Source organism: Sphingomonas sp. GlSt437, from assembly GCF_048015635.2.
In the GTDB taxonomy this organism is placed as follows: domain Bacteria; phylum Pseudomonadota; class Alphaproteobacteria; order Sphingomonadales; family Sphingomonadaceae; genus Sphingomonas.
The window spans coordinates 810,110-829,196 of the sequence record NZ_JBPGYA010000001.1; the positions used below are offsets into that span (position 1 = coordinate 810,110).

The 19,087-nt window shown below is 60.7% G+C and carries 14 protein-coding genes and 2 pseudogenes; 5 read left to right on the forward strand and 11 right to left on the reverse strand.

What is annotated here, in order from left to right; genetic code table 11:
• Window positions 1-15: 15 nt before the first annotated feature.
• From ACLB0R_RS04165 to ACLB0R_RS04185, 5 genes and pseudogenes are all read right to left on the reverse strand, one after another.
• Window positions 16-348, reverse strand: a pseudogene (locus tag ACLB0R_RS04165) (DDE-type integrase/transposase/recombinase); the annotation flags it as partial.
• A 133-nt stretch (window positions 349-481) separates the two neighbouring features.
• Window positions 482-751 carry a hypothetical protein gene (locus ACLB0R_RS04170; RefSeq protein ID WP_416642087.1) on the reverse strand — a complete coding sequence of 90 codons (270 nt, stop codon included), beginning with the start codon at window positions 749-751 and terminating at the stop codon, window positions 482-484.
• A gap of 302 nt (window positions 752-1,053) precedes the next feature.
• Window positions 1,054-1,611, reverse strand: a complete 558-nt coding sequence (locus tag ACLB0R_RS04175) for a GNAT family N-acetyltransferase (protein WP_416642088.1) — start codon at window positions 1,609-1,611, stop codon at window positions 1,054-1,056.
• A gap of 15 nt (window positions 1,612-1,626) precedes the next feature.
• The gene (ggt, locus tag ACLB0R_RS04180; RefSeq protein WP_434953718.1) at window positions 1,627-3,324 is read right to left on the reverse strand and encodes a gamma-glutamyltransferase; all 1,698 of its coding nucleotides are present in this window, start codon (window positions 3,322-3,324) and stop codon (window positions 1,627-1,629) included.
• A 192-nt stretch (window positions 3,325-3,516) separates the two neighbouring features.
• Window positions 3,517-6,201: a TonB-dependent receptor plug domain-containing protein gene (locus ACLB0R_RS04185; protein ID WP_416642090.1), complete on the reverse strand. Its 2,685-nt coding sequence runs from the start codon at window positions 6,199-6,201 to the stop codon at window positions 3,517-3,519.
• 608 nt (window positions 6,202-6,809) lie between these two features.
• Here ACLB0R_RS04185 and ACLB0R_RS04190 point away from each other — a divergent pair.
• Together ACLB0R_RS04190 and ACLB0R_RS04195 are read left to right on the forward strand one after the other, a co-directional pair.
• Entirely contained in the window at window positions 6,810-7,934 is a 1,125-nt protein-coding gene (locus ACLB0R_RS04190) for a zinc-binding dehydrogenase (protein ID WP_416642091.1), read from the forward strand.
• Between the two features lie 336 nt (window positions 7,935-8,270).
• The gene (locus tag ACLB0R_RS04195) at window positions 8,271-8,708 is read left to right on the forward strand and encodes an SOS response-associated peptidase family protein (RefSeq protein ID WP_416642092.1); all 438 of its coding nucleotides are present in this window, start codon (window positions 8,271-8,273) and stop codon (window positions 8,706-8,708) included.
• Between the two features lie 88 nt (window positions 8,709-8,796).
• On the opposite strand, the gene ACLB0R_RS04200 is transcribed toward ACLB0R_RS04195, so the two are convergent.
• The 6 genes and pseudogenes from ACLB0R_RS04200 to ACLB0R_RS04225 form a co-directional block, all read right to left on the reverse strand.
• Window positions 8,797-9,939 carry a glutathionylspermidine synthase family protein gene (locus ACLB0R_RS04200; RefSeq protein ID WP_416642093.1) on the reverse strand — a complete coding sequence of 381 codons (1,143 nt, stop codon included), beginning with the start codon at window positions 9,937-9,939 and terminating at the stop codon, window positions 8,797-8,799.
• Between the two features lie 20 nt (window positions 9,940-9,959).
• The gene (locus ACLB0R_RS04205; protein WP_416642094.1) at window positions 9,960-10,328 is read right to left on the reverse strand and encodes a hypothetical protein; all 369 of its coding nucleotides are present in this window, start codon (window positions 10,326-10,328) and stop codon (window positions 9,960-9,962) included.
• A gap of 172 nt (window positions 10,329-10,500) precedes the next feature.
• Window positions 10,501-11,961 carry a S41 family peptidase gene (locus ACLB0R_RS04210; RefSeq protein WP_416642095.1) on the reverse strand — a complete coding sequence of 487 codons (1,461 nt, stop codon included), beginning with the start codon at window positions 11,959-11,961 and terminating at the stop codon, window positions 10,501-10,503.
• A 37-nt stretch (window positions 11,962-11,998) separates the two neighbouring features.
• A complete protein-coding gene (locus ACLB0R_RS04215; RefSeq protein ID WP_416642096.1) occupies window positions 11,999-13,123 on the reverse strand; it encodes a helix-turn-helix domain-containing protein in 1,125 nt (374 codons plus the stop codon).
• A 148-nt stretch (window positions 13,124-13,271) separates the two neighbouring features.
• On the reverse strand, window positions 13,272-14,351 hold the full coding sequence (locus ACLB0R_RS04220) for a GIN domain-containing protein (protein WP_416642097.1): 1,080 nt from the start codon (window positions 14,349-14,351) through the stop codon (window positions 13,272-13,274).
• A gap of 163 nt (window positions 14,352-14,514) precedes the next feature.
• A pseudogene (locus tag ACLB0R_RS04225) lies at window positions 14,515-15,254 on the reverse strand (IS6 family transposase).
• A 241-nt stretch (window positions 15,255-15,495) separates the two neighbouring features.
• Between ACLB0R_RS04225 and ACLB0R_RS04230 the strand changes: the two are divergent.
• From ACLB0R_RS04230 to ACLB0R_RS04240, 3 genes are read left to right on the forward strand one after another with little or no spacing between them, the layout of a single operon-like run.
• Entirely contained in the window at window positions 15,496-16,518 is a 1,023-nt protein-coding gene (locus ACLB0R_RS04230) for an LLM class flavin-dependent oxidoreductase (RefSeq protein WP_416642099.1), read from the forward strand.
• A 41-nt stretch (window positions 16,519-16,559) separates the two neighbouring features.
• A complete protein-coding gene (locus ACLB0R_RS04235; protein WP_416642100.1) occupies window positions 16,560-17,903 on the forward strand; it encodes an LLM class flavin-dependent oxidoreductase in 1,344 nt (447 codons plus the stop codon).
• Window positions 17,900-19,087 carry a M20 aminoacylase family protein gene (locus ACLB0R_RS04240; protein ID WP_416642101.1) on the forward strand — a complete coding sequence of 396 codons (1,188 nt, stop codon included), beginning with the start codon at window positions 17,900-17,902 and terminating at the stop codon, window positions 19,085-19,087. The genes ACLB0R_RS04235 and ACLB0R_RS04240 overlap by 4 nt, the downstream gene beginning before the upstream one ends.

Sequence of the window (19,087 nt, forward strand, 5' to 3'; positions counted from 1 at the left end):
TCAGCGGGCGAGTGCCTACCACTCGGCGAGCGCAGCGGAGCGGCGTTCGTTGTAAGTTTGTCGGTCAATCAGAGGGCGCTCAAGATTGAAGTGGTTTTGGACGTTGGCATGGACGCTAGCGAACTTCTGTAAGCTCTTCATCCGTCGGAACCGGAGCATCGCTTGCTCCTGTCGCCGGAAGGAAAGTTGGCTGTTCTCCATCCGGTTGTTGGCTCAGCGGCCAACCTCCTGTTTCTCCTCATTACGCAGCTCGGTCATTGCTGCCCGGTACGAGCGCGGGCCATCGGTGGTGATGGCTTCGGGTGAGCGATGGCGCTTCAGCGCCTTCTTCATGAACCTCAGCGCTGCGCCCTAATCACGGCCGTCCGACGTGGCGTTAGCAAATCCCGAAAGCCGCCTTTCGTTCAAATAGCGCGCGGACGGCCGATATCGCGTAGTCAGCTGTGAAAAGCGCGGGCGGGAAGCGGGTCAGATCCACCCGTCACGCCTTTGTCTTCGGCGTATCCTGAAATCCTTCGGTGAAAACGTAGCCGATATGCAGGATCATCATTAGGGTGAGCCCGCCAACCGGGATGGTGAGGGCGGCTCTTGCCGGCTGGTCAAGATGCAAAACTGACGATAGCAACAAGCTGGGGGCAATCAGCGACAGACTAAGAAGCATTCTGATCGCCATCATGATCAGGCGGAGGCGACCCGCCGACGCAGCCGCGGCTTTCAAACGGCTATGATGATCCTTTACCAGCTGCAGCATTGTCACCTCCTCGCACGAACTGCCTACCCGCGGCGGCCGGTGCGAGCCTATCAGACGGGCCTTTGTCGGCAAGCGGGGCGCCAGCGGTCACCATAGGCCAGAGCCGCAGCTGGGTCAGCGATGCGCTCAGAAGCAAGCTGGTAGACGGGCGCGCAGCTTATTCCCAAAGCCTTCATCCCTCAGGTTCCGCGGCCAGTCCCAACTAGCTGAAGCCATCCATCAGGATTTGACCGGAGGCACTGTCCACCATCCCAGGTGCCCCGATATCTGAAGGAGGATCAAACCGCTCGAACGCCTCACCCTTAGAAAGGGTTATAAGGCACAAGTATCTTTTCCATCAGCAACAGCGGAACGGTCACGCCTTCAATCGGTGCTGAGGTAACCTCCTGGACCGGCTGATAGCCTGCTGCTCGGTACAAGGGCACTCCCGACATCGTCGCCATCAGTTCAACCCGCCGGAAGCCGGCAGCGTGAGCAGCAGCTTCGCAGAGACCCAGCAGGAGCTTTCCGACACCACGCCTTGAATAGGCAGGGTCGGTGTACATCGCGCGCACTTTTGCGGCGTCGGTGGCCGGGTCGAGCACTTGGGGGGCACGCTCCACAACGCTGTTATCTCCGCCATATAGGGTTTTGCGAAAGCTCCAGCCGCCGCAGCCAGCCGTTGCGTGCTCGTCTGTGTCTTCAATGACGAAATAGGTCCCGTCGGTAATGAGCTGGCTGTCCAGCCCCATGACCTTATGGCTCGCGGCGACCTGCTCAGGCGTTAAGAATTCATCCTGCAATTGCTCGATTGCGCGATGCATCAGGGCGCGAAGTGCCGCCAGATCTTCCAGGGTAGCGATACGGTGCGTGAAGCCCATGGTCGATCGCCGACCTCAATATCCGGCGGCACTGCCGGTCGGCAATCGGGGATCAATTACCCCCTGGAGCCTTGGAGGCTTGTCGAAACGAACCGGCGGATCAACGAACGTACCGTCCGACGTTTTACCGTCGGGTGCGACATCATTGACGACGATGACCGCGATCTGGTTGCCGTACCCGGTCTTGGCGACCTTATGTCCCATGGCTGACAAGGCCGCGATCGTGTCAGCGCTCAAGGCAAACGGCTCGTAATCGATCCGATCCGGCAGCCACTGATGGTGGATACGCGGCGCATCCACCGCATCGCCCGGCGCCATGCCATAATCGATAATGTTGCGAATAACTTCGAGAACGCCGGTTGGAATCCGGCTGCCACCAGGGGTGCCGATCACCATCGCTAATTTGCCGTTCCGCGTCAGAATCGTCGGCGTCATCGACGATAATGGCCGTTTGCCCGGCTTAATCGCGTTATTTACGCCTTCGACCAGGCCGAACATGTTGGGTACCCCGGGCTTTGACGAGAAATCGTCCATCTCGTCATTGAGCAGAATACCGGTGCCGGCGGCGACAACCCGCGCGCCGAACCAATCGTTCAACGTGTAGGTCAACGAAACCGCGTTGCCTGCCTTATCGACCACGGAAAAATGGGTGGTGCTAACCCCTTCCTTTTCCGTTCCGGGAATTCCGAGGCTAGCTGAAGGCGTGGCGAGCGTCGCGCTAATGCCGCTACGGAGCGATATAGCATAGGCCTTGCTCGTAAAGCGGCTTGTATCGACGGTAACGAAGCTAGGATCGCCAAATTGGGTATTACGGTCATGATAGGCGCGGCGCAGCGCCTCCACTTCATAGTGCACGCTTTGCGCTGAATGCCATCCGAGATCGGCCATTGGGTAGCCTTCGAGCACATTCAACGATTCGCACAGCACCACGCCGCCAGACGATGGTGGCGGCGCGCTGATGATATGCCAGCCACGATAGTCGCACGTAATCGGCTTGCGCTCCAGTGCGCGATATTTGGCAAAGTCGGCAAGCGCCAGGATGCCGCCATGGGCGCGGCTGGCGGCAACAATCTTTTGCCCGATCGGCCCTCTGTAGAACGCATCAGGCCCATTCTTGGCGATCATTGCCAAGCTGTCGCCCAGGTCGGCCTGAACCAGCCGTTCCCCCGCGTGCCATGGTTGGCGGCCGTGAAGGAAGATCGCCGCGCTTGGACCATCAGCGGCGAAATCAGTGGCGCCGGTCGACAGAAAGCGGGCATCGCCATCGTCGAGAACATAGCCGGTCTTGGCCAACGCGATCGCCGGGGCCATCAACTCAGCTCGAGACTTGGTGCCGTACAAGGTCAGGGCGAGGTCCAGCCCGGCGACGGTGCCCGGAATACCGACAGCCTTGTACCCCCTCGTGGACAGGCTAGGAAGGACATTGCCTGCGAGGTCCTGATAGAGATTTGGCGACGCGGCGCCCGGTGCGGTTTCGCGAAAGTCGATGAATGTTTCACGCCCGTCCGCAAGCCGGATCGTCATGAACCCGCCGCCGCCGATATTGCCCGCTTCTGGAAAGGTGACCGCCAAAGCATAAGCAACCGCGACAGCAGCGTCGACCGCGTTGCCGCCATCCTTCAACACAGCGACGCCCGCCTCGCTAGCCAAGCGATGCGCGGAGACGACCATGCCGTTCTGGGCCCCGACGGCAGCCGGCGCGGCGGCCTTCATCGGGGCTGCGAGCGTGAGTGCAGCGCCAAAAAGTGAAACAGCTAGGGTGCGCATATCAGGATCTCGTCAGCGTTGTCTTCGTCACTTTGTGCAGAAGCAGACCGCATCGGTCACCTAAATCTTTGGCGCGAACAAAAAGAAAAGGGGCGACGCGAGCGCCGCCCCTTAGTGATTGTTGGTTCGGCGGCGCGATCAGAACGCGACGCGCACGCGGGCGTACCAGAACCCACCGTTGATGCCGAACGGCCCCCCCGAACGCGGATAGACCTGGCCATCGCCCAGCCCCCCGGTGATGGGGTAGATCGCGTTGAAGCTGCTCGCCGCGATCTTGTCAGGGAATGTATTGAACAGGTTAGTGGCGCCAACCGTCAACGTGTAGTGCGTGCGGAACGTGTAGCTCACGTCGAGGTCCGTCGTGAATTTCGACCCGAACACTTGCGCCGCGGTTACGTTGCCGGCGGCATCCTGAGCGGTCGGATAGTCGACGGCATCCTGCCATTTACCGTAGAAATTCTCACGCCCGTTGATCGTCCACGGACCCGACTGCCAGTTAGCGGTAAAGGTTGCCCGATGGTTCGGCGCGAGGTGCTTGATGTCGATGATCTGCGCGGTGCTGATCACATTGTTGTCGGCACGGCTGACAGTGCTCTTATTGTAATTATAAGCCAGCGTCAGGTTGAGTTTTCCACCACCGAGATCGGTCCGATACGTGCCGACGACGTCGATGCCGCGGGTCAACGTATCGAGACCATTGGTGAAGTAGCTGACATTGCCTCCGGCGCCCACCGAAGCGAGCCCAGGCTGTGCAAGGATGTCGGCCGGCTTTACCGAAAAAGGTTGAGAGACGAAGATGCGGTTGGTCACCTTGATATTGTAATAGTCGACCGTCAGCGTGAAGGCATGGCCGGGGTTGGCGACAAAACCCAATGTCCAGTTGGTAGCCTTTTCCGGCTTGAGCGGCTTGGCCCCGTAATATTGGGCGATCGGACTATCGACCGGGAAGGTGCCGGTTTGCACCTGGTTGCCCGCGATGAAGTTGGTCGTCAGAATCGAGTCATGCGACTGGCCTGGTGACGGCGCATGGAAACCCGTACCGACGCCGCCACGGATCGCCAATCCTTTGAGAATATGATAGATTGCGCTAAACTTGCCGACCGTGGCGCTACCGAAGTTGCTATAGTGCTCGTAACGACCGGCGAGGCCGACCGACAGCGCCTTGATCACATCGGTCTCGAGATCGCCGTAAAAGCCGTAGCTGTCCTGGCTCCACGAGCCTGCAGCCTGTGGGCTAGTGCCGCCATAGCCCGATGCCGCAGGTGACTGCGACGCCGTGCCGGACTGGGAGTAAACGCCAGGCGATACCTGGGTATAGAGGGTCTGCGAAGCAAAAGGTCCGGCGCCATAGGACTGGGTATCACCGGCGGTCAGCTTATAGGTCTCGCGCCGATACTCGCCACCGAACGAGACGGTAAGCGGGCTCGCGAACCCAAGTTCGATAGGATAGGAGAAATCGCCATTGACATCGACTTCCCTCTGGTAAGTCTTACCGAACTTAAAGCTGGTCTGCGACTGGGGGCCGTAGGAAGGTGATAGCGAGTTATACATCGATAGATCGAGCGTGTTCTGACTTAGCGACCCAGACAGATCATATGTAAACCCGCCCGCAGTCTTGCCCTTGTAACCAGCCGTTCCATAAACTTCCTGGGTCACGCCGACAAAGCGCGGTGTGAAACCGGCCGGGTATATGCTGGCGAAGCTGAACGTGTTGTTGTCCTGGACGAAGCCGCCGCTCGGGCAGGTCGGGTTCCCTGTTGGGCAGGGGGTGAGATATATGGGCTTGAACGAGCCGTTGCGTGACAGGGTGTGGCTGACACCGGCGCTGTCGATCACGCCCGTTTGGGTTACCGACGGGCGATAATTGAAGCTCTCATTTGTCTTGGTCCGCGCAATGTTCACGAACAGGTAGAGCTTGCTGCTGTCGGTTACGTCGTAGCCTGCGTTAAGCACGGCTTTATAACCGTGGCTCGGTGATGAACCCCAAATCTGCGCAGGCAATGGATAATTTGGGATCTGGCTGGCAAGGCTGGGGTTCTGCTGCGCGAAGAGCAACGCGGTTGGACGGGTCACGCCACGGCTCGTCTGGCCGTCATCGTCATATTCACCGGTGATGTTGACAAAACCGCGATCCCCGAGCGCCAAGCCGACATTGCCCGCGATCTGGTAGCTGTTGCCATCGCCATTACGATAATATTGGCCGTAGCGTCCGACCAATTCGATCCCGTGATTGGCGTCCCGCAGCCCATAATTCAGCACGCCTGCGATCGCATCTGACCCGTATTGCGCGGTCGCACCGTCGCGCAACACTTGCAGGCTCTTGATAGCGAGCGCGGGTAGCGCCGAAATGTCAGACCCTTGTGCGCCATAGGAAAGGCCGGTGTCACCACCCGAATAAACCTGGACCAACGCGGAACGGTTGTACCGCTTGCCATCCAGCATCACGAGAACTTCGTCGCCGGGCAAACCGCGTAGCGATGGGCTGCGCACGAAGCTCGAGGCGTCCGAAATGGTGTTCTGAGCCACGAAAAAACTCGGCACGATGTTTTTGACCGTGTCGAGCATGTTGGCGCTCGGTTGCGATTTAATCTCCTCGGACCCGATAATGTCAACCGGCGACGCAGAATTGAGCGCGCTGCGGTCCAGACGCCGCGTGCCAATGACAACAATGTCGCTCGGGACAATTGTCGAACCCGCCGCCTGCGGTTGAACAGTTTGCGACGTAGTCTCCTGAGCGGACGCACCAGAAGCGTTTGCCAGCGCAATGACGGTCGCTGAAGCGGCGCACAAAATTTTCACATGGGTCCGATTGAGAAGGGTCATATCATTCTCCCTGAAGGGCCAGTTGGCGTTGACCCAGCCCCCCGGCTCGAGCCCCGCGAACCATTTTGATATGCGGCCGCTTCGGGCCTGCCAATCTGATTTCGCACTTGCGAAGCCTTTATAAGGCGAATTTATGACAAGTGTTGCTTTTATGACATCCTCATTGATCGCAATTTTAAATCGTGTGGGGACTCATCACCGGAAGAAAGGCATTGTTCGATAGCGATCGGCATAATTATCGAATTTTAAGTCCGAAATGAAACAATCATCCCGGTGACCTCCCTCGAATTGTGACCAATGCCTGCCCTCGCCCTCGTCGCCAAATTGCTGAATTATTGTGCGTCGCAACAAAGTCGCCGGGAGCGACGTATAAGGCGGGTTCTGCGACCGTAGAGCCGCGTCCGCTTCCTTAAGTGAATGGTTCGGCGTCAACCTCATCCAGGCCACAACGGGAAGTTCGCCTTGCGCCGATGTGCGAATCCCAACGGACCTCGGCTTCAACGCCGTGCTCGACGATTAAGTCACCGGCGCGCGCAGCCAGATTCTGCTTGCAATGCCGTCAGCCATCAGCACCCTTCCCCGATCCAGACTACCGACAGGAGACGGCAATGAGCTTTACCGGGCGCGAGCTGCGATCGAAGGTCGATCCGGACGGCATCCTCACCTTGTCGCTCGAAGAGGTCGAGATCGGCGATCCGGCGGACGATGAGGTTATCGTTCGCGTCGAAGCCGCGCCGATCAACCCTAGCGATCTGGGTGTGCTGCTCGGTCCCGCGGATCTGTCGAGCCTGAAAACGCGGTCGGATGGCCAACCGGGGCTGTTGCTCGACGTGCCCCAACCGCGGTTGGCCGGCGTCGCGGCTCGGCTTGGCCAGTCGCTGCCGGTCGGTAACGAAGGTGCGGGCACGGTGGTTGCGGCGGGCCGTGACGCAGCTGCTCTCAAGGGTAAGCTCGTGGGGATGATCGGCGGCGGCATGTATGCCGATTATCGCCGCATCAAGGCGCGCGACGTGATACCGCTGCCTGACGGCGCCACCGCCGCCGATGGCGCGTCGATGTTCGTCAACCCGCTCACCGCGCTGGGCTTTGTCGAAACGGCGCGCAGCGAAGGCCACAGCGCGATCGTTCACACCGCCGCCGCGTCGAACCTCGGGCAAATGCTGCAGAAGATCTGCCTCGCCGACGGTATCCCCTTGGTCAACATCGTGCGATCGCAAGAGCAGGTGAACATCCTGCGCGGGATCGGCGCTGAGCATGTGATCAACAGCAAGGACGTGGACTTCCCGGCGCAACTGAGGAGCGCAGTCGAGCAGACCGGCGCGACCATCGCGTTCGACGCGATCGGCGGGGGAACGCTGGGCAGCGACATCCTGCAGGCGATGGAACGCGCGGCAGTTCAGCGCATGTCCGAATATAGCCGATACGGCTCGAACACGTTCAAGCACCTCTATATTTACGGCGGGCTCGATCTTTCGCCGATCGTGCTCAACCGGATCACCTTCGGTTTTGGCTGGAGTGTGTCGGGCTGGCTGCTCTTCCCTTTCCTGCAAAAGGCTGGCCCGGAAACAGCGCAGCGGATGCGCCAGCGCGTGGTCGATGAACTCAAGACCACCTTCGCGAGTAGCTACACCCGGGTCATCGGGCTGACCGAAGCGCTGGAGCCCGACGTGCTGCGCGCCTATGAGCGCAAGGCGACGGGCGAGAAGTTCCTGATCGATCCCACGCAGGGATGATGCCCCAGGTCTCAACCCAGTGCCGCCAGTCTAACACGCACCACACTCTAACCGATGAAGTTGGACCTCTGACGGCGGTTGCCGCGTCGCGGATCATTGCAAGCCTCAAGACGATGCATGGGACGGTCGGCGTGTCGCCCTCAATGTAGTCGGGGTCCCCCGTTGATACCGAATATCGCAAGAACCATTCGACTTCCGCTCAAACCAGAGCGACAGCACCAAGCGTTGAGTCGCGGCGGGTAGGACGCCGCAACACCCCTCGAGGATCGATGATCGCCGGGACTGTGGGCGGTGGGAGCGGCAAAGTGCCGCTCTCCTCGAACACGAGGACCCACCATGGCGAAGCTCAACGATACGCAAGCGATCTTGCTTGGCCTAGCGCGCAAGCCGCAATGGCGCAGTCTGGTCCCACTTACAGGCTTCGCCGAGGCCGAAGGTCGAAAAGGCGCGAAAACTCGCACTTGGTTCACGATCAAGGACCAACCCATCTTCGCTTGGGCGGGGCTTTGGCGGGTCAGCGATGAATGGGGTCCGGTCTATTCCGGCGTCATGACCGACTGCAACGAGACGATCCGGCCTGTTCATGATCGGATGCCCGTCCTCCTCCACCCGGAAGACTATGATCGCTGGCTCAATGGGTCGTTTGACGACGCGCTGGCGTTTCAGGAGCGGCGTTTTCCAGACGAGCTCGTCGAGATCACGCGAACCGACGAACTTTGGGTTAAGCGGGCTGGTGCTGGCCAACCCGAGCAAAAGCAATCCGACCAAGTTTAGGGCTAGCGTTGCGCCCTTGTTGGGGTCGTTCCGCCGCGAACCAACCAGGCCCGAAAGCCGTCATTGAGCGGTTGAAAATTGAGAGTGGTTAGATCGCGATCACATGCGGCACAAACCGATCAAGGTTTGCAGTAATCCGGCCGCCTTCCCGCACGCCCATGCCGACGGCAACGCCATCAACCATCCAGCTGCCGATGATCGGATAATGCCCGTCATGGACGGGGATGTCGAAAAACCCCTGATAGATTGACGGGCCCGCCCATCGGCCATTGTTTTCGGCAAGCGTTTGGCCGTTGCGAACGATCGCAACGTTGCTGCCTTCGCGCCCTAACAGGGGCTTGCGGACAAAGCTATCAGTGGGCGGGGGATGATGCCCAGCCCACAGCAGGTTTGGGTGGCTAGGGAATAGCCGCCACAGGACCGCGAGGATTGCCTTGTTGCTCCAGATCATTTTCCAGATAGGCTCGATCCACAGCGTGCTGCCAGGGTCGGCGGCGATGTTCCGCCCGAACGGCTCGCTGACAAGCCACTCCCAGGGATAGAGCTTGTAAAGCGTGTCGATGTGTCGACCTTCGAGATCGAAGAACCCGCCGTCGGCGCCATCCTTCCATCCGATGTCGCGCATGGTGAGGCGGGTCGCCTCGAGCCCGGCTTCTTTGGCGACGTCCATCATATAGGCCGTCGTCAACGTATCCTCACCTAAGCGGTCAGCGATGTGCGCGAAATGGACATGACGACCGGACAAGCGCGGCGCGATGGCGGCCCACTGGCTTACCAGCGCTTCATGGATGGCATTGAACTGGTCGTGCTCGGGGAAGACGTCTTGTTTCCAGAACCATTGCACGACCGATGCTTCGATCAGCGACGTCGGCGTATCACAATTGAATTCGAACAACTTGATCGTGCCGTTGCCGTCCATGCCGAGGTCAAAGCGACCGTAGTTAAGCGCGGGAGGCTCATGTTCCCATGCTTCAATGATAAGCGGCACACACCAGTCTGGAATGCCGAATTCAGCGAAGCGATGTTCCCGGACAACGTAGTCGCCCGCCGCGAGGAAAAGCCGACCGAGTTCCTCGCTGGCCTGCTCAATCTGGGCAACCTCGTCGCCCGTAAATTGGTAATAGGCACTTTCCGACCAATAGGTCACGCCATCAGCGGTATGCCACAGAAAGCCGAGGTCTTCGAGCCGACGCTCCCAATCCCAGCGTGGCTCTACCTGATGGCGCTGCATGCCAATCCGACCTGCCCCGGCTATTCGCCGGCGCCACCGCCATGACCGCCGCCTTCACCCCCGCCGTCGCCAGTACCGCCAAAACCGCCCCGTGCGATGCCCTCTGCCGGTGCGCTGTAAGCCGTGCCAGCAAGTGGTGCTCGCGATCCGCCAGCAACTTCTTCGCCGACTGCCGGCGCCGATGCAGAGCGATCGATATAGCGCCAGCCACCACCGCCATGCGCGCCACCGCCGCTACTCGTCGAGCAATTGGCATCAGCAATTCGGCGGCCGGTTGGGTCGGTGCATACGCGCCATTGGCCATCGGTCGAAGGAGAGCACCCCGCCGCCAATCCCGCCGAGACGCCGATGAGCGTTACCAACCGACTGCGATCAATAGGCTTCTTCATGCTGACCCCCGCTCGTGTGGACTAATGCTAGAAGCTGGCGGAACGCAAGGCTTATGTCGCCGCCTGCAAAGCCGAAATCTAAGCGCTTCATGCTCAGTCGTTGGAGACAATGCTCCTGTTGCCCGAAAGCGGCAGTCAGTTCGTTATAACGGTGACAGCGGCGCTCGCGGCCCTAGGCGTCGCGCAAGATCCAGGTCAGCGCCGCCTCGAAACAGCGGTCGCGCCCGCTGGCGACGTCGCTTTGGCTCTTGCCGATCAACACATCGGGCAATACTCCGCGATCAGGCTGCGGGGTGCGCGGGAAATTGCCGACGATCGGCAGATCGAACTCCAATCCGGATTCGGGCAACCGCACGAAAAAGAAGCCTGATCCGTTGATCCCGCGCAGATTGCCGCCGCTCTGCTGACCGAACAGGCGGACGAGCCCTGTCTGCTTCGCCTTATGCGCAAATTGAAAGGTCGCCGAGCTGCATGTCGGCCCGATCAGCGCGGCGACCGGCACGGTAAGTCGCGGCGCCTTCGCGGTGATCTTATCGATCTCAGTCGATTCGAGTTCGAAAAAGCCATCGCTGGCCGCGGTCGCGGCTGTGCCAATCGACCGGAAACTGTCATCCCAGGTATCGAGATACGGATCGAGATCGGCTGGCGTTCGACGATAGCGCACCAGCCGCCGATAGGTCGGAAAGTAGAGATCGGCGGGCGCGAGACGCGCGAGGATCGCATCGCCGCAATCATTGCCTCCTTCATTGTCGCGTAGGTCGATAATTAGGCCCTTGGCACCGTTCAGTTGGCCGAGCCGCTCGTCCAGCCATGATTGCCAGTCCCACTTGTTGTTGTACACTACCCAGCTCGGCATTCCAAGAATGGCTACGCCCTTCTCTACGCGCCACGTCCAGATTGGCGCTGATGTGCCGTCGGTCTCGAGCACATGGCGCGTAGCGCGACGTTGGGTTGGGGTGAACGCAACCAGATCGATCTCGTCGCTGCGCCCCGCTGGCGTGCGATAGCGGCACCTGAAGTGGCCCTTCGCCGGCGGCAGCAGTAGCCCCTGAAAGATATCGAATGTTTCGAACCGATCGATGTTGCGCATCGCCATCTGATCGATCCGCTTGCCGTCGTTGCCGCCGTCGGCACGAGCAAAAGCGAGCAGACGGTCCAATAGGTCACCTGCCGCCAAGCCGTTGATCGACACGATCTCCGTGCCGGGTTCGAATAACCCGCTGGCACCGCGATCGGCGCGCACAATCATGCGGCGATCGATCCATTCGAACTCGAACGGCAAGCGCGTTGGCCGTTCGAGCAGTGTGGCAACGACGCTTTTGCTCTGATTATACGGGTTACATTGGGTGTGGCCGCACCGAATCGTCGCGGTAAACGCGGAGAGTGCTAGGAACTGTTCCTCAAGGCTGCTCGCTCCCGCGAATATCCGGCCAAAGCGAGCGAATCGATCACTCAGTTGTTGCGCTGATTGGTAGCGGAGCAGCCCGGGGTGGAGATCAAGCGTGCGACGGACAATCTCTATATCCTGGCGTCGCTGTCCAAGGCCGGGCGCCGCGCGCGCGAACGACATCGTCATAAACGCAGTCGCAGCGCTGGCGACAAGCACGGATCGGCGGGTGATCGGATCGTTCATCAGCTTCGCGTGGCCCGCCGCCGCCGATCCGGTCGCCTCAGATCGCGTCGAGCCGCAGATTTTGCGATGTTGAGCCGTTGCGAAGCCGATAAGCGGACGGGCTGCAGCCGTATCGGGCGCGGAACGCGCGGTTGAAGGTCGCTTTCGAGCTGAAGCCGCAATCGAGTGCGATATCGAGCAGATCGCCCTGTTCGCCGGCACTGAGCCGACGCGCGACATCTTCGCTCCGTAGTCGATTGATCATCGACGAGAAGCTCTCGCCCAGCCCATCGTTGAGCGCTCTTGAAACATAAGAGCTATTGGTCGCCAGAAGGCGAGCCAGCCGAGGAACGCTTAGGCTGGGATCGGTGAACAACCGGTCGCGCTCGATTTGCTCGAGCCAGAGGCGGCCGCGTGTCGCCCAGCCAGTCGTCGGGGCCACCAAGCCGGGCTCGCTCAGCCGGGGGAAAGTCACCGCCGACAATCGCCAGCCCTCGATCCCTAAAAACACTGCGAAGATCGCAATCGCAACATAGAGCCCCATCAGCCGCCGATAACCAAGCGGCGCAATGATGTCCCAGAGGTCATACGTTGCCCAGATTGCGAGAAGCACGAACAAGGCGGCAGCAATGCGATCGATGCCGTTTAGACCATAGCGATGATCGTCGCTTTGCGACCGCTCGAGGCGCGCGCGGTACCGCACGAGCATTCGGCGGCTGCGAACACCGTAAACAGCAAGGCCCACCGCGACGGCTAAGCCCGTGATAACGTCATAGGCGAGCGCCGACCGATCGAGCCAATCGTCCTTGGCCGGCTCTCGCAAGACGATGAACGCGCTCGCTAGATAAAGAAACTGGATGGCGGCGGGCATCAAATGGCGCCAGCCACGGCTCGGCCACTTGCCGTCGATCAGTGCTGCCACATAGAGAAACGCCAGCGGCGCTACGCCGAGGGAAATGGCGAAAGGCGCGAAGCTCAGCCAGTGCCAGCGGTCGTAGAAGCCTGCGAAACCGATCATCCACGGAGTGACAATCCCGGCCAGCACGACGAGTAGAGAGGCAAGCGTACGATTAGCAACTCGGTTCTGCAGCGGTCGGAGCAGTGCCGCAGACAAGAGTAGCAGTTCGACCACCGCCACAAGCAGAATTGCGGTTCTCCAGCCGAACACAAGATTTCCCGTCATTGTTCGACTCTATCCTCAGGACGCATATCGACAAAACGGGGTCCGGCTTGGACTGCTTAGCGCCCTAAATTCTGACATTCGATCTAGTCACTATCATGCCTAAAAACGGATGCTTGTCCTATCTGAGCAGCCGTCCTCAATCGCGATTTCAGCGGCAGTGAACTTGCTGTGGATCGGCTGATTGCACCATGCATGCAGCGCCACCAACAAGATCGACGCGGCCTGCTCCATTCACAGAGACATTTGCTGTTTTGGAAACGTCCGCATAGGCCGATCCCGCGCCCTGGACAGCAATGGTCGCCCTTTCAACCAGCAGCCTCTTGGCATCGATCGATCCCGATCCGCCGACAACATACGTCGCCGTGCGAGCGTTTCCCGATACTGTGATGCCGCCCGCGCCGCCCGTAACAAACTCTGCATTGCGAGCATTAAGCTCCCGGATAACTAGTTTGCCCGCACCGTCGATCGCCGCGGATAAGGTTTCGCCGGTTGATCCATTCAACTCGACATCTGCCGCCCCTTCAACCCGCACGGCGGTGAGCCTGGGGGCAAACACAACGGCATTTACACCGGATCCGGGATTCCAGCTCCAGTGTGAACCTTCGCGAAAACGGATCACCAGTGTGTTATCTTCGACCTCGACGATTGTATCGGCCAGCAAAGCCGATGGCCCGACAAGTTGAACGCGCGATGCCTCGGCGCTGGCTAGAATGGCGACCTTGAATGGTCCGGACACCTTCAGGCTATCGAAGCCCTGAACCGCTACTTTGCGATTGCGGTATGAACTCGGCTGAACCGGGTCATTGGCTTTTGAACCTCTTGAATTCAGCAAACTGTCGACGGGTCTAGATAACGCGCGCCGATGCTCGAACGAAAACGCGATTGCAGCTGCCGCAACTAGGATCACAATCCAGGCTCCAAAATAGGGCACCCGGAAATTCGCGCCGGGGCGACCCGACAAAAGTCGAAAGTCGCCCTGCTCAATCATCCCGATTTCGTTGGGTCCCAAAGGATTTGGGGGTGGCTGTTCCGACTGCTGCAGAATGCGAGCCGCTTCACGACTGCTCGAAACTCCCAGCTGCCGCCGAGCGTCTCGTAGATGTTCATTCACCGTATGAACGGAAATACCCAGTTCACGCCCTGCTGATTTAGCATCGAAACCTCTAAGAAGGAGTCGCAGTATTTCTTTCTGACGTGGGGTGAGACTTTCAACGTCGCTGGCATCCATTAAGCGTTTATCCAACAGCGAACGGACGTTCGCAATGGGAAGAATTGCAGCGAGCTAGCAGCGAGCTAATGGCGGCGCCGACCTTCAAAGAGTTGAACTGGTGCTGTCAGTCTAACGCGAACCGCTCTCTAGACGATGCAAATCGGTCTTTGAGGTTGGCGACCTAGCCGCCGAGCGACTGCCACTCGGCGAGCGCGGCCAAGCGTCGTTCCTTGTAGATTTTACGGCTGACGTGGTGGCGTTCCAGGTTGAAGTGGTTGTGGACATTGGCATGGACCGAGGCGAACTTCTGTAGGCTCATCATCCGCCTGAAACGGAGCATCGCCCTCTCTCGTCGTCGGAAGGACAGATGGCTGTTCTCCACCCGATTATTGGCCCAACGACGAACCTGCTTCTTGTCCTGGTTACCGAGCTCGGTCATCGCTGCCCGATAAGACCGGAGGCCGTCAGTGGTGGTGGCCTCGGGTGAACCGTGGCGCTTCAGCGCCTTCTTCATGAACCTTAGTGCGGCGTCCTTGTCGCGGATCTTGGTGACGTAGCTCTCGAGGATCTCGCCTTCGTGATCGACGGCTCGCCAGAGGTAGACCATCTCGCCATTGAGGTTGGCTTCGCCGCCCTTCGGGTCACGTACATCTCGTCGAGGTGCCAGCGTCGGTGGCGAAATCCGCGCATGCGGCTCACCCTGTGTCGCCGCACATCGCCCTCGAACATGGGATCAAACCGGTTCCACCAGAAGCGCACAGTCTCGTAGGAAATATCGGCGCCTCGCTCGAACAGCAGGTCCTCTATGTTCCGCAGTGACAGCGGGAACCAGATGTCCATCACCAACAAGCGGATCACCTCGGGCGACGAGTTGAACCGACGAAACGGGCTGGTTGGCAACGCTCGAGATTTGCGAGGCATCGGCCGCCGCTAGCAGCTGCCTCGTTCGTCTGACAGGTCCCTCGCCTGCCATAGATCGCCCTACAAGTGCTGGAGCAGAGGCTGGACGAGCGCCGGCAAAGCAGCGCCGCCTGAAGATAAACTATGCCGCATCGAGCCCAAAGTTCATTGCCTATCATTTTAGTAGGAATAGCTTGAGCTGGAAATCGCAGTTTGTCGTTTAAGGCCTGCGACTGTCGATGGGAAAGGGTGGTTTGCAGTCATGCCATATCGCCTCAGCATTCTCGACAAGGCGATCATTCCGGCGAGCCTTGCCCCCGAATTGTCGCTCAAGCGCACGATCGACCTCGTCGTCCGCGCCGAAGAGCTCGGCTATCACCGTTACTGGTTCGCCGAACATCATGGCATGGGCGCACTCGGCAGCTCGGCGCCCGAAGTGCTGGCGGCGTATGCACTGGCCAGGACCGACCGGATCAGGATCGGGTCGGGTGGCGTGATGTTGCAGCATTATGCTCCGTTCAAGGTGGCCGAGACGTTCAATCTGCTGTCGGCGCTGGCGCCGGGGCGCGTCGACCTTGGCATCGGCAAGGCGCCCGGCGGCCTGCCCCGCGCGACGCGGGCGCTGCGCGCCAATCAGGTCGGTGCCGCCCCGCAGGATTTCGCCGACAAGCTGCGCGACCTCAACGCATTCGTCACCCGGACCTTGCCGGAAGATCATGCGCTGGCGGGGGCCTTGGCGAGCCCGGTTCCGGCTGAGGCGCCGCGGCGCATTCTGCTCGGTGCCAGCCCGGACAGTGCCGCGCTGGCGGGCGAGCTCGATTGGGATTTCTGCTATGCGGGCCATTTCGACGGTGATCCGGCGCGCACGGCGCATGCGGTCGACGTCTATCGGCGCGCGACCGGACGGTCGCCGCTTTTGTCGCTCGTCGCCTTCGCCGCCGCCAGCGAAGACGAAGCGCGCCAGCATGTCGGGCCGCTGCGCCTCTACCGCGTGCGGCTTTCGACCGGCGAAAAAGTCAATCTGCCGACGATCGAAGCGGCCGCCGAATTCGCACGACAGTCGGGCGTGGACGATTACACGACCGAGGAAATCATTCCCAACGTTTTGTCAGGCACCGGCGCGCAGATCCGCGCCGCGCTCGATGAGATCCATGCGACGCTCGGAATCGATGAATTCGTGATCGACACGCCCGTTGTCGGCCATGCCGAGCGCCGTTCATCGCTCGAATATCTGGCCGCGGCGGTGTTGCGCGACCCGGCTGTCCGGCAGGCCGAAGCCGCCTGATCGTCTCCGACGCCGCCCTTTGAGATGAAGCGAGACCTGCGATGAGTGACAAATCGATCCCCTTCGGCATCATGCTTCACGGCGCTGGCGGCCACATGCATGCGTGGAAACACCCGAGCAATCCGGCCGACGCCAGCGTCAACCTCGCCTTCCTGACCAACCAGACGCTGAAGGCCGAGGCGAACGGCATCGCCTTCGCGTTCGTGGCTGACGGCTTGTACATCAACGAAAAGTCGATCCCGCATTTCCTCAACCGGTTCGAGCCGATCACCATCCTGTCGGCGCTCGCGACCGCGACCAGCCGCATCGGCCTCGCTGGCACGCTGTCGACGTCGTATAGCGACCCCTTCACCGTCGCGCGTCAGTTCGCCTCGCTCGATCTGATCAGTGGCGGGCGGGCCGGGTGGAATGTCGTCACCTCACCGCTCGAAGGGTCAGGCCGCAACTATGGTCGCGCTCACCCCGATCATGACCTGCGCTACGAAATTGCCGATGAGTATCTGACCGTTACGCAAGGTCTCTGGGATTCCTGGGACGAAGAAGCGTTTCCGCGTGATCGCGACACGGGCACGTTCTTCGATCCGCATCGCTTTCGCCGGCTCGATCACAAAGGACGCTTCTTCCAGGTCGAAGGACCGCTCAACATCCAGCGGTCACCGCAAGGCCAGCCCGTCATCTTCCAAGCGGGCAGTTCGGATGCCGGGATTGGTCTCGCCGGCAAATATGCCGACGCCGTCTTCACCGGGCCGGCGACATTTGACGAAGCAGTCGCGTTCCGCGCGCAGGTCCGCGCCAGCGCCGTCGTCCATGGACGCTCGGCCGATCACGTCAAAATCTTTCCCGGCGCCGCAATCATCACCGGCGCGACTGATGACGAAGCCGAAGCCAAGCTCAGCGCGATCCGCGATCTGCTGACGGTCGAAGACGCGCTCGACTATCTTGGCCGCTTCTTCGATCATCATGATTTCCGCCAATATGACGTCGATGCGCCCTTCCCCGAACTGGGCGATATCGGCAGCAACAGCTTCCGCTCGACGACCGAACGCATCAAGGCCGACGCCCGCGAAAACGGTCGGACGTTGCGCGAGGTGGCGCTCAGATCGGCGACCCCACGGCCCAATTTCATCGGCAGCGGGGAAAAGGTCGCCGATGCGCTAATCCGCTGGATCGACGGGGGGGCTGCCGACGGTTTTATCCTGGGCTTCCCGGTCGCGGCGCAGGGCCTCGATGATTTCATCGCCTATGTCCTGCCGGCGCTCGAAGCCCGCGGCCGCTATAATCGCACGCTGCATGGCACCACGTTGCGCGAGAATCTGGGGCTACCGTTCAAAGTAAGCCGCCATAAATTGGCACCTTCAGCAGCTGTCGATCGGCAATCGGCATGACGGTGCAGGCCGAACTGCTGCACGATGTAGGTCCGGTCCAAGAACGGATCGAGGCATTTGTCGATGACGTCATCGCCGTCCGCCACGAATTCCACCGCCACGCCGAACTGTCGTGGAACGAACATCACACCGCCGCCCGCATCGCCCAATTGCTCGAAGAATGGGGCTATCAGGTAACGACCGGGATCGGCGGTACCGGCGTCGTTGGATCCTTGCGGCGCGGCAGCGGAACCAGGGCGATCGGCATTCGCGCCGACATGGACGCCCTGCCGATCCACGAAGCCTCCGGCCTGCCTTTCGCGAGCGACACGCCGGGGCAGATGCATGCCTGCGGTCATGACGGCCATAGCGCGATCCTGCTCGCGGCCGCGCGCTATCTGGCGCAGCACGGCGACTTTTCCGGGACGATCCACCTGATCTTCCAGCCTGCTGAGGAGCTGGGGCAAGGCGCGCGCGCAATGATCGCGGAAGGATTGTTCGATCGCTTTCCGTGCGATGCGGTGTTCGGGCTGCACAACTGGCCGGGCCTGCCGGCGGGAAAGCTCGGCTTCGTCGACGGACCCGCCATGGCGTCGGTCGATTGGCTCGGCATCCGGATCATCGGCAAGGGCGGGCACGGCGCCGCGCCGCACGAAACGATCGATCCGGTCGTGGTCGCGGCCCATGTCGTCACTGCTTTGCAATCGATCGTCGCGCGCAATGTCGCGCCGCTCGACACCGCCGTCATCACGGTCGGTTCGATCCATGGCGGCGAGGCCGCGAATGTGATTCCCGATTCGGTCGACCTGACGCTCACGACGCGGTCGTTCCGTCCGGCGGTGCGAGAAACGCTGTTGCAGCGTATTCCGGCGCTCGCGCGCGGCATTGCCGCCGGGTTCGGCGCGACCGTCGAGGTCGAGGTAAAGCGCGGCTTTCCGAGCGTCGTCAATCATCCCGCCGAAACCGCCTTTGCTCGGCAAGTCGCGATCGACCTGTTCGGCGACGACGCGCTGATCGCCGACATCGCGCCGCGCACGGCCAGCGAAGACTTTGCCTTCATGCTCGAAGCACGGCCTGGCAGCTTCCTGTTCGTCGGCACGGGCGACGGCGAGCCGCTGCACAGCCCGCGCTACCGGTTCAACGACGATGTCATCGTGCCCGCGGCGTCGTTCTGGGCGCGGCTTGCCGAAACCTGGCTCGTATGA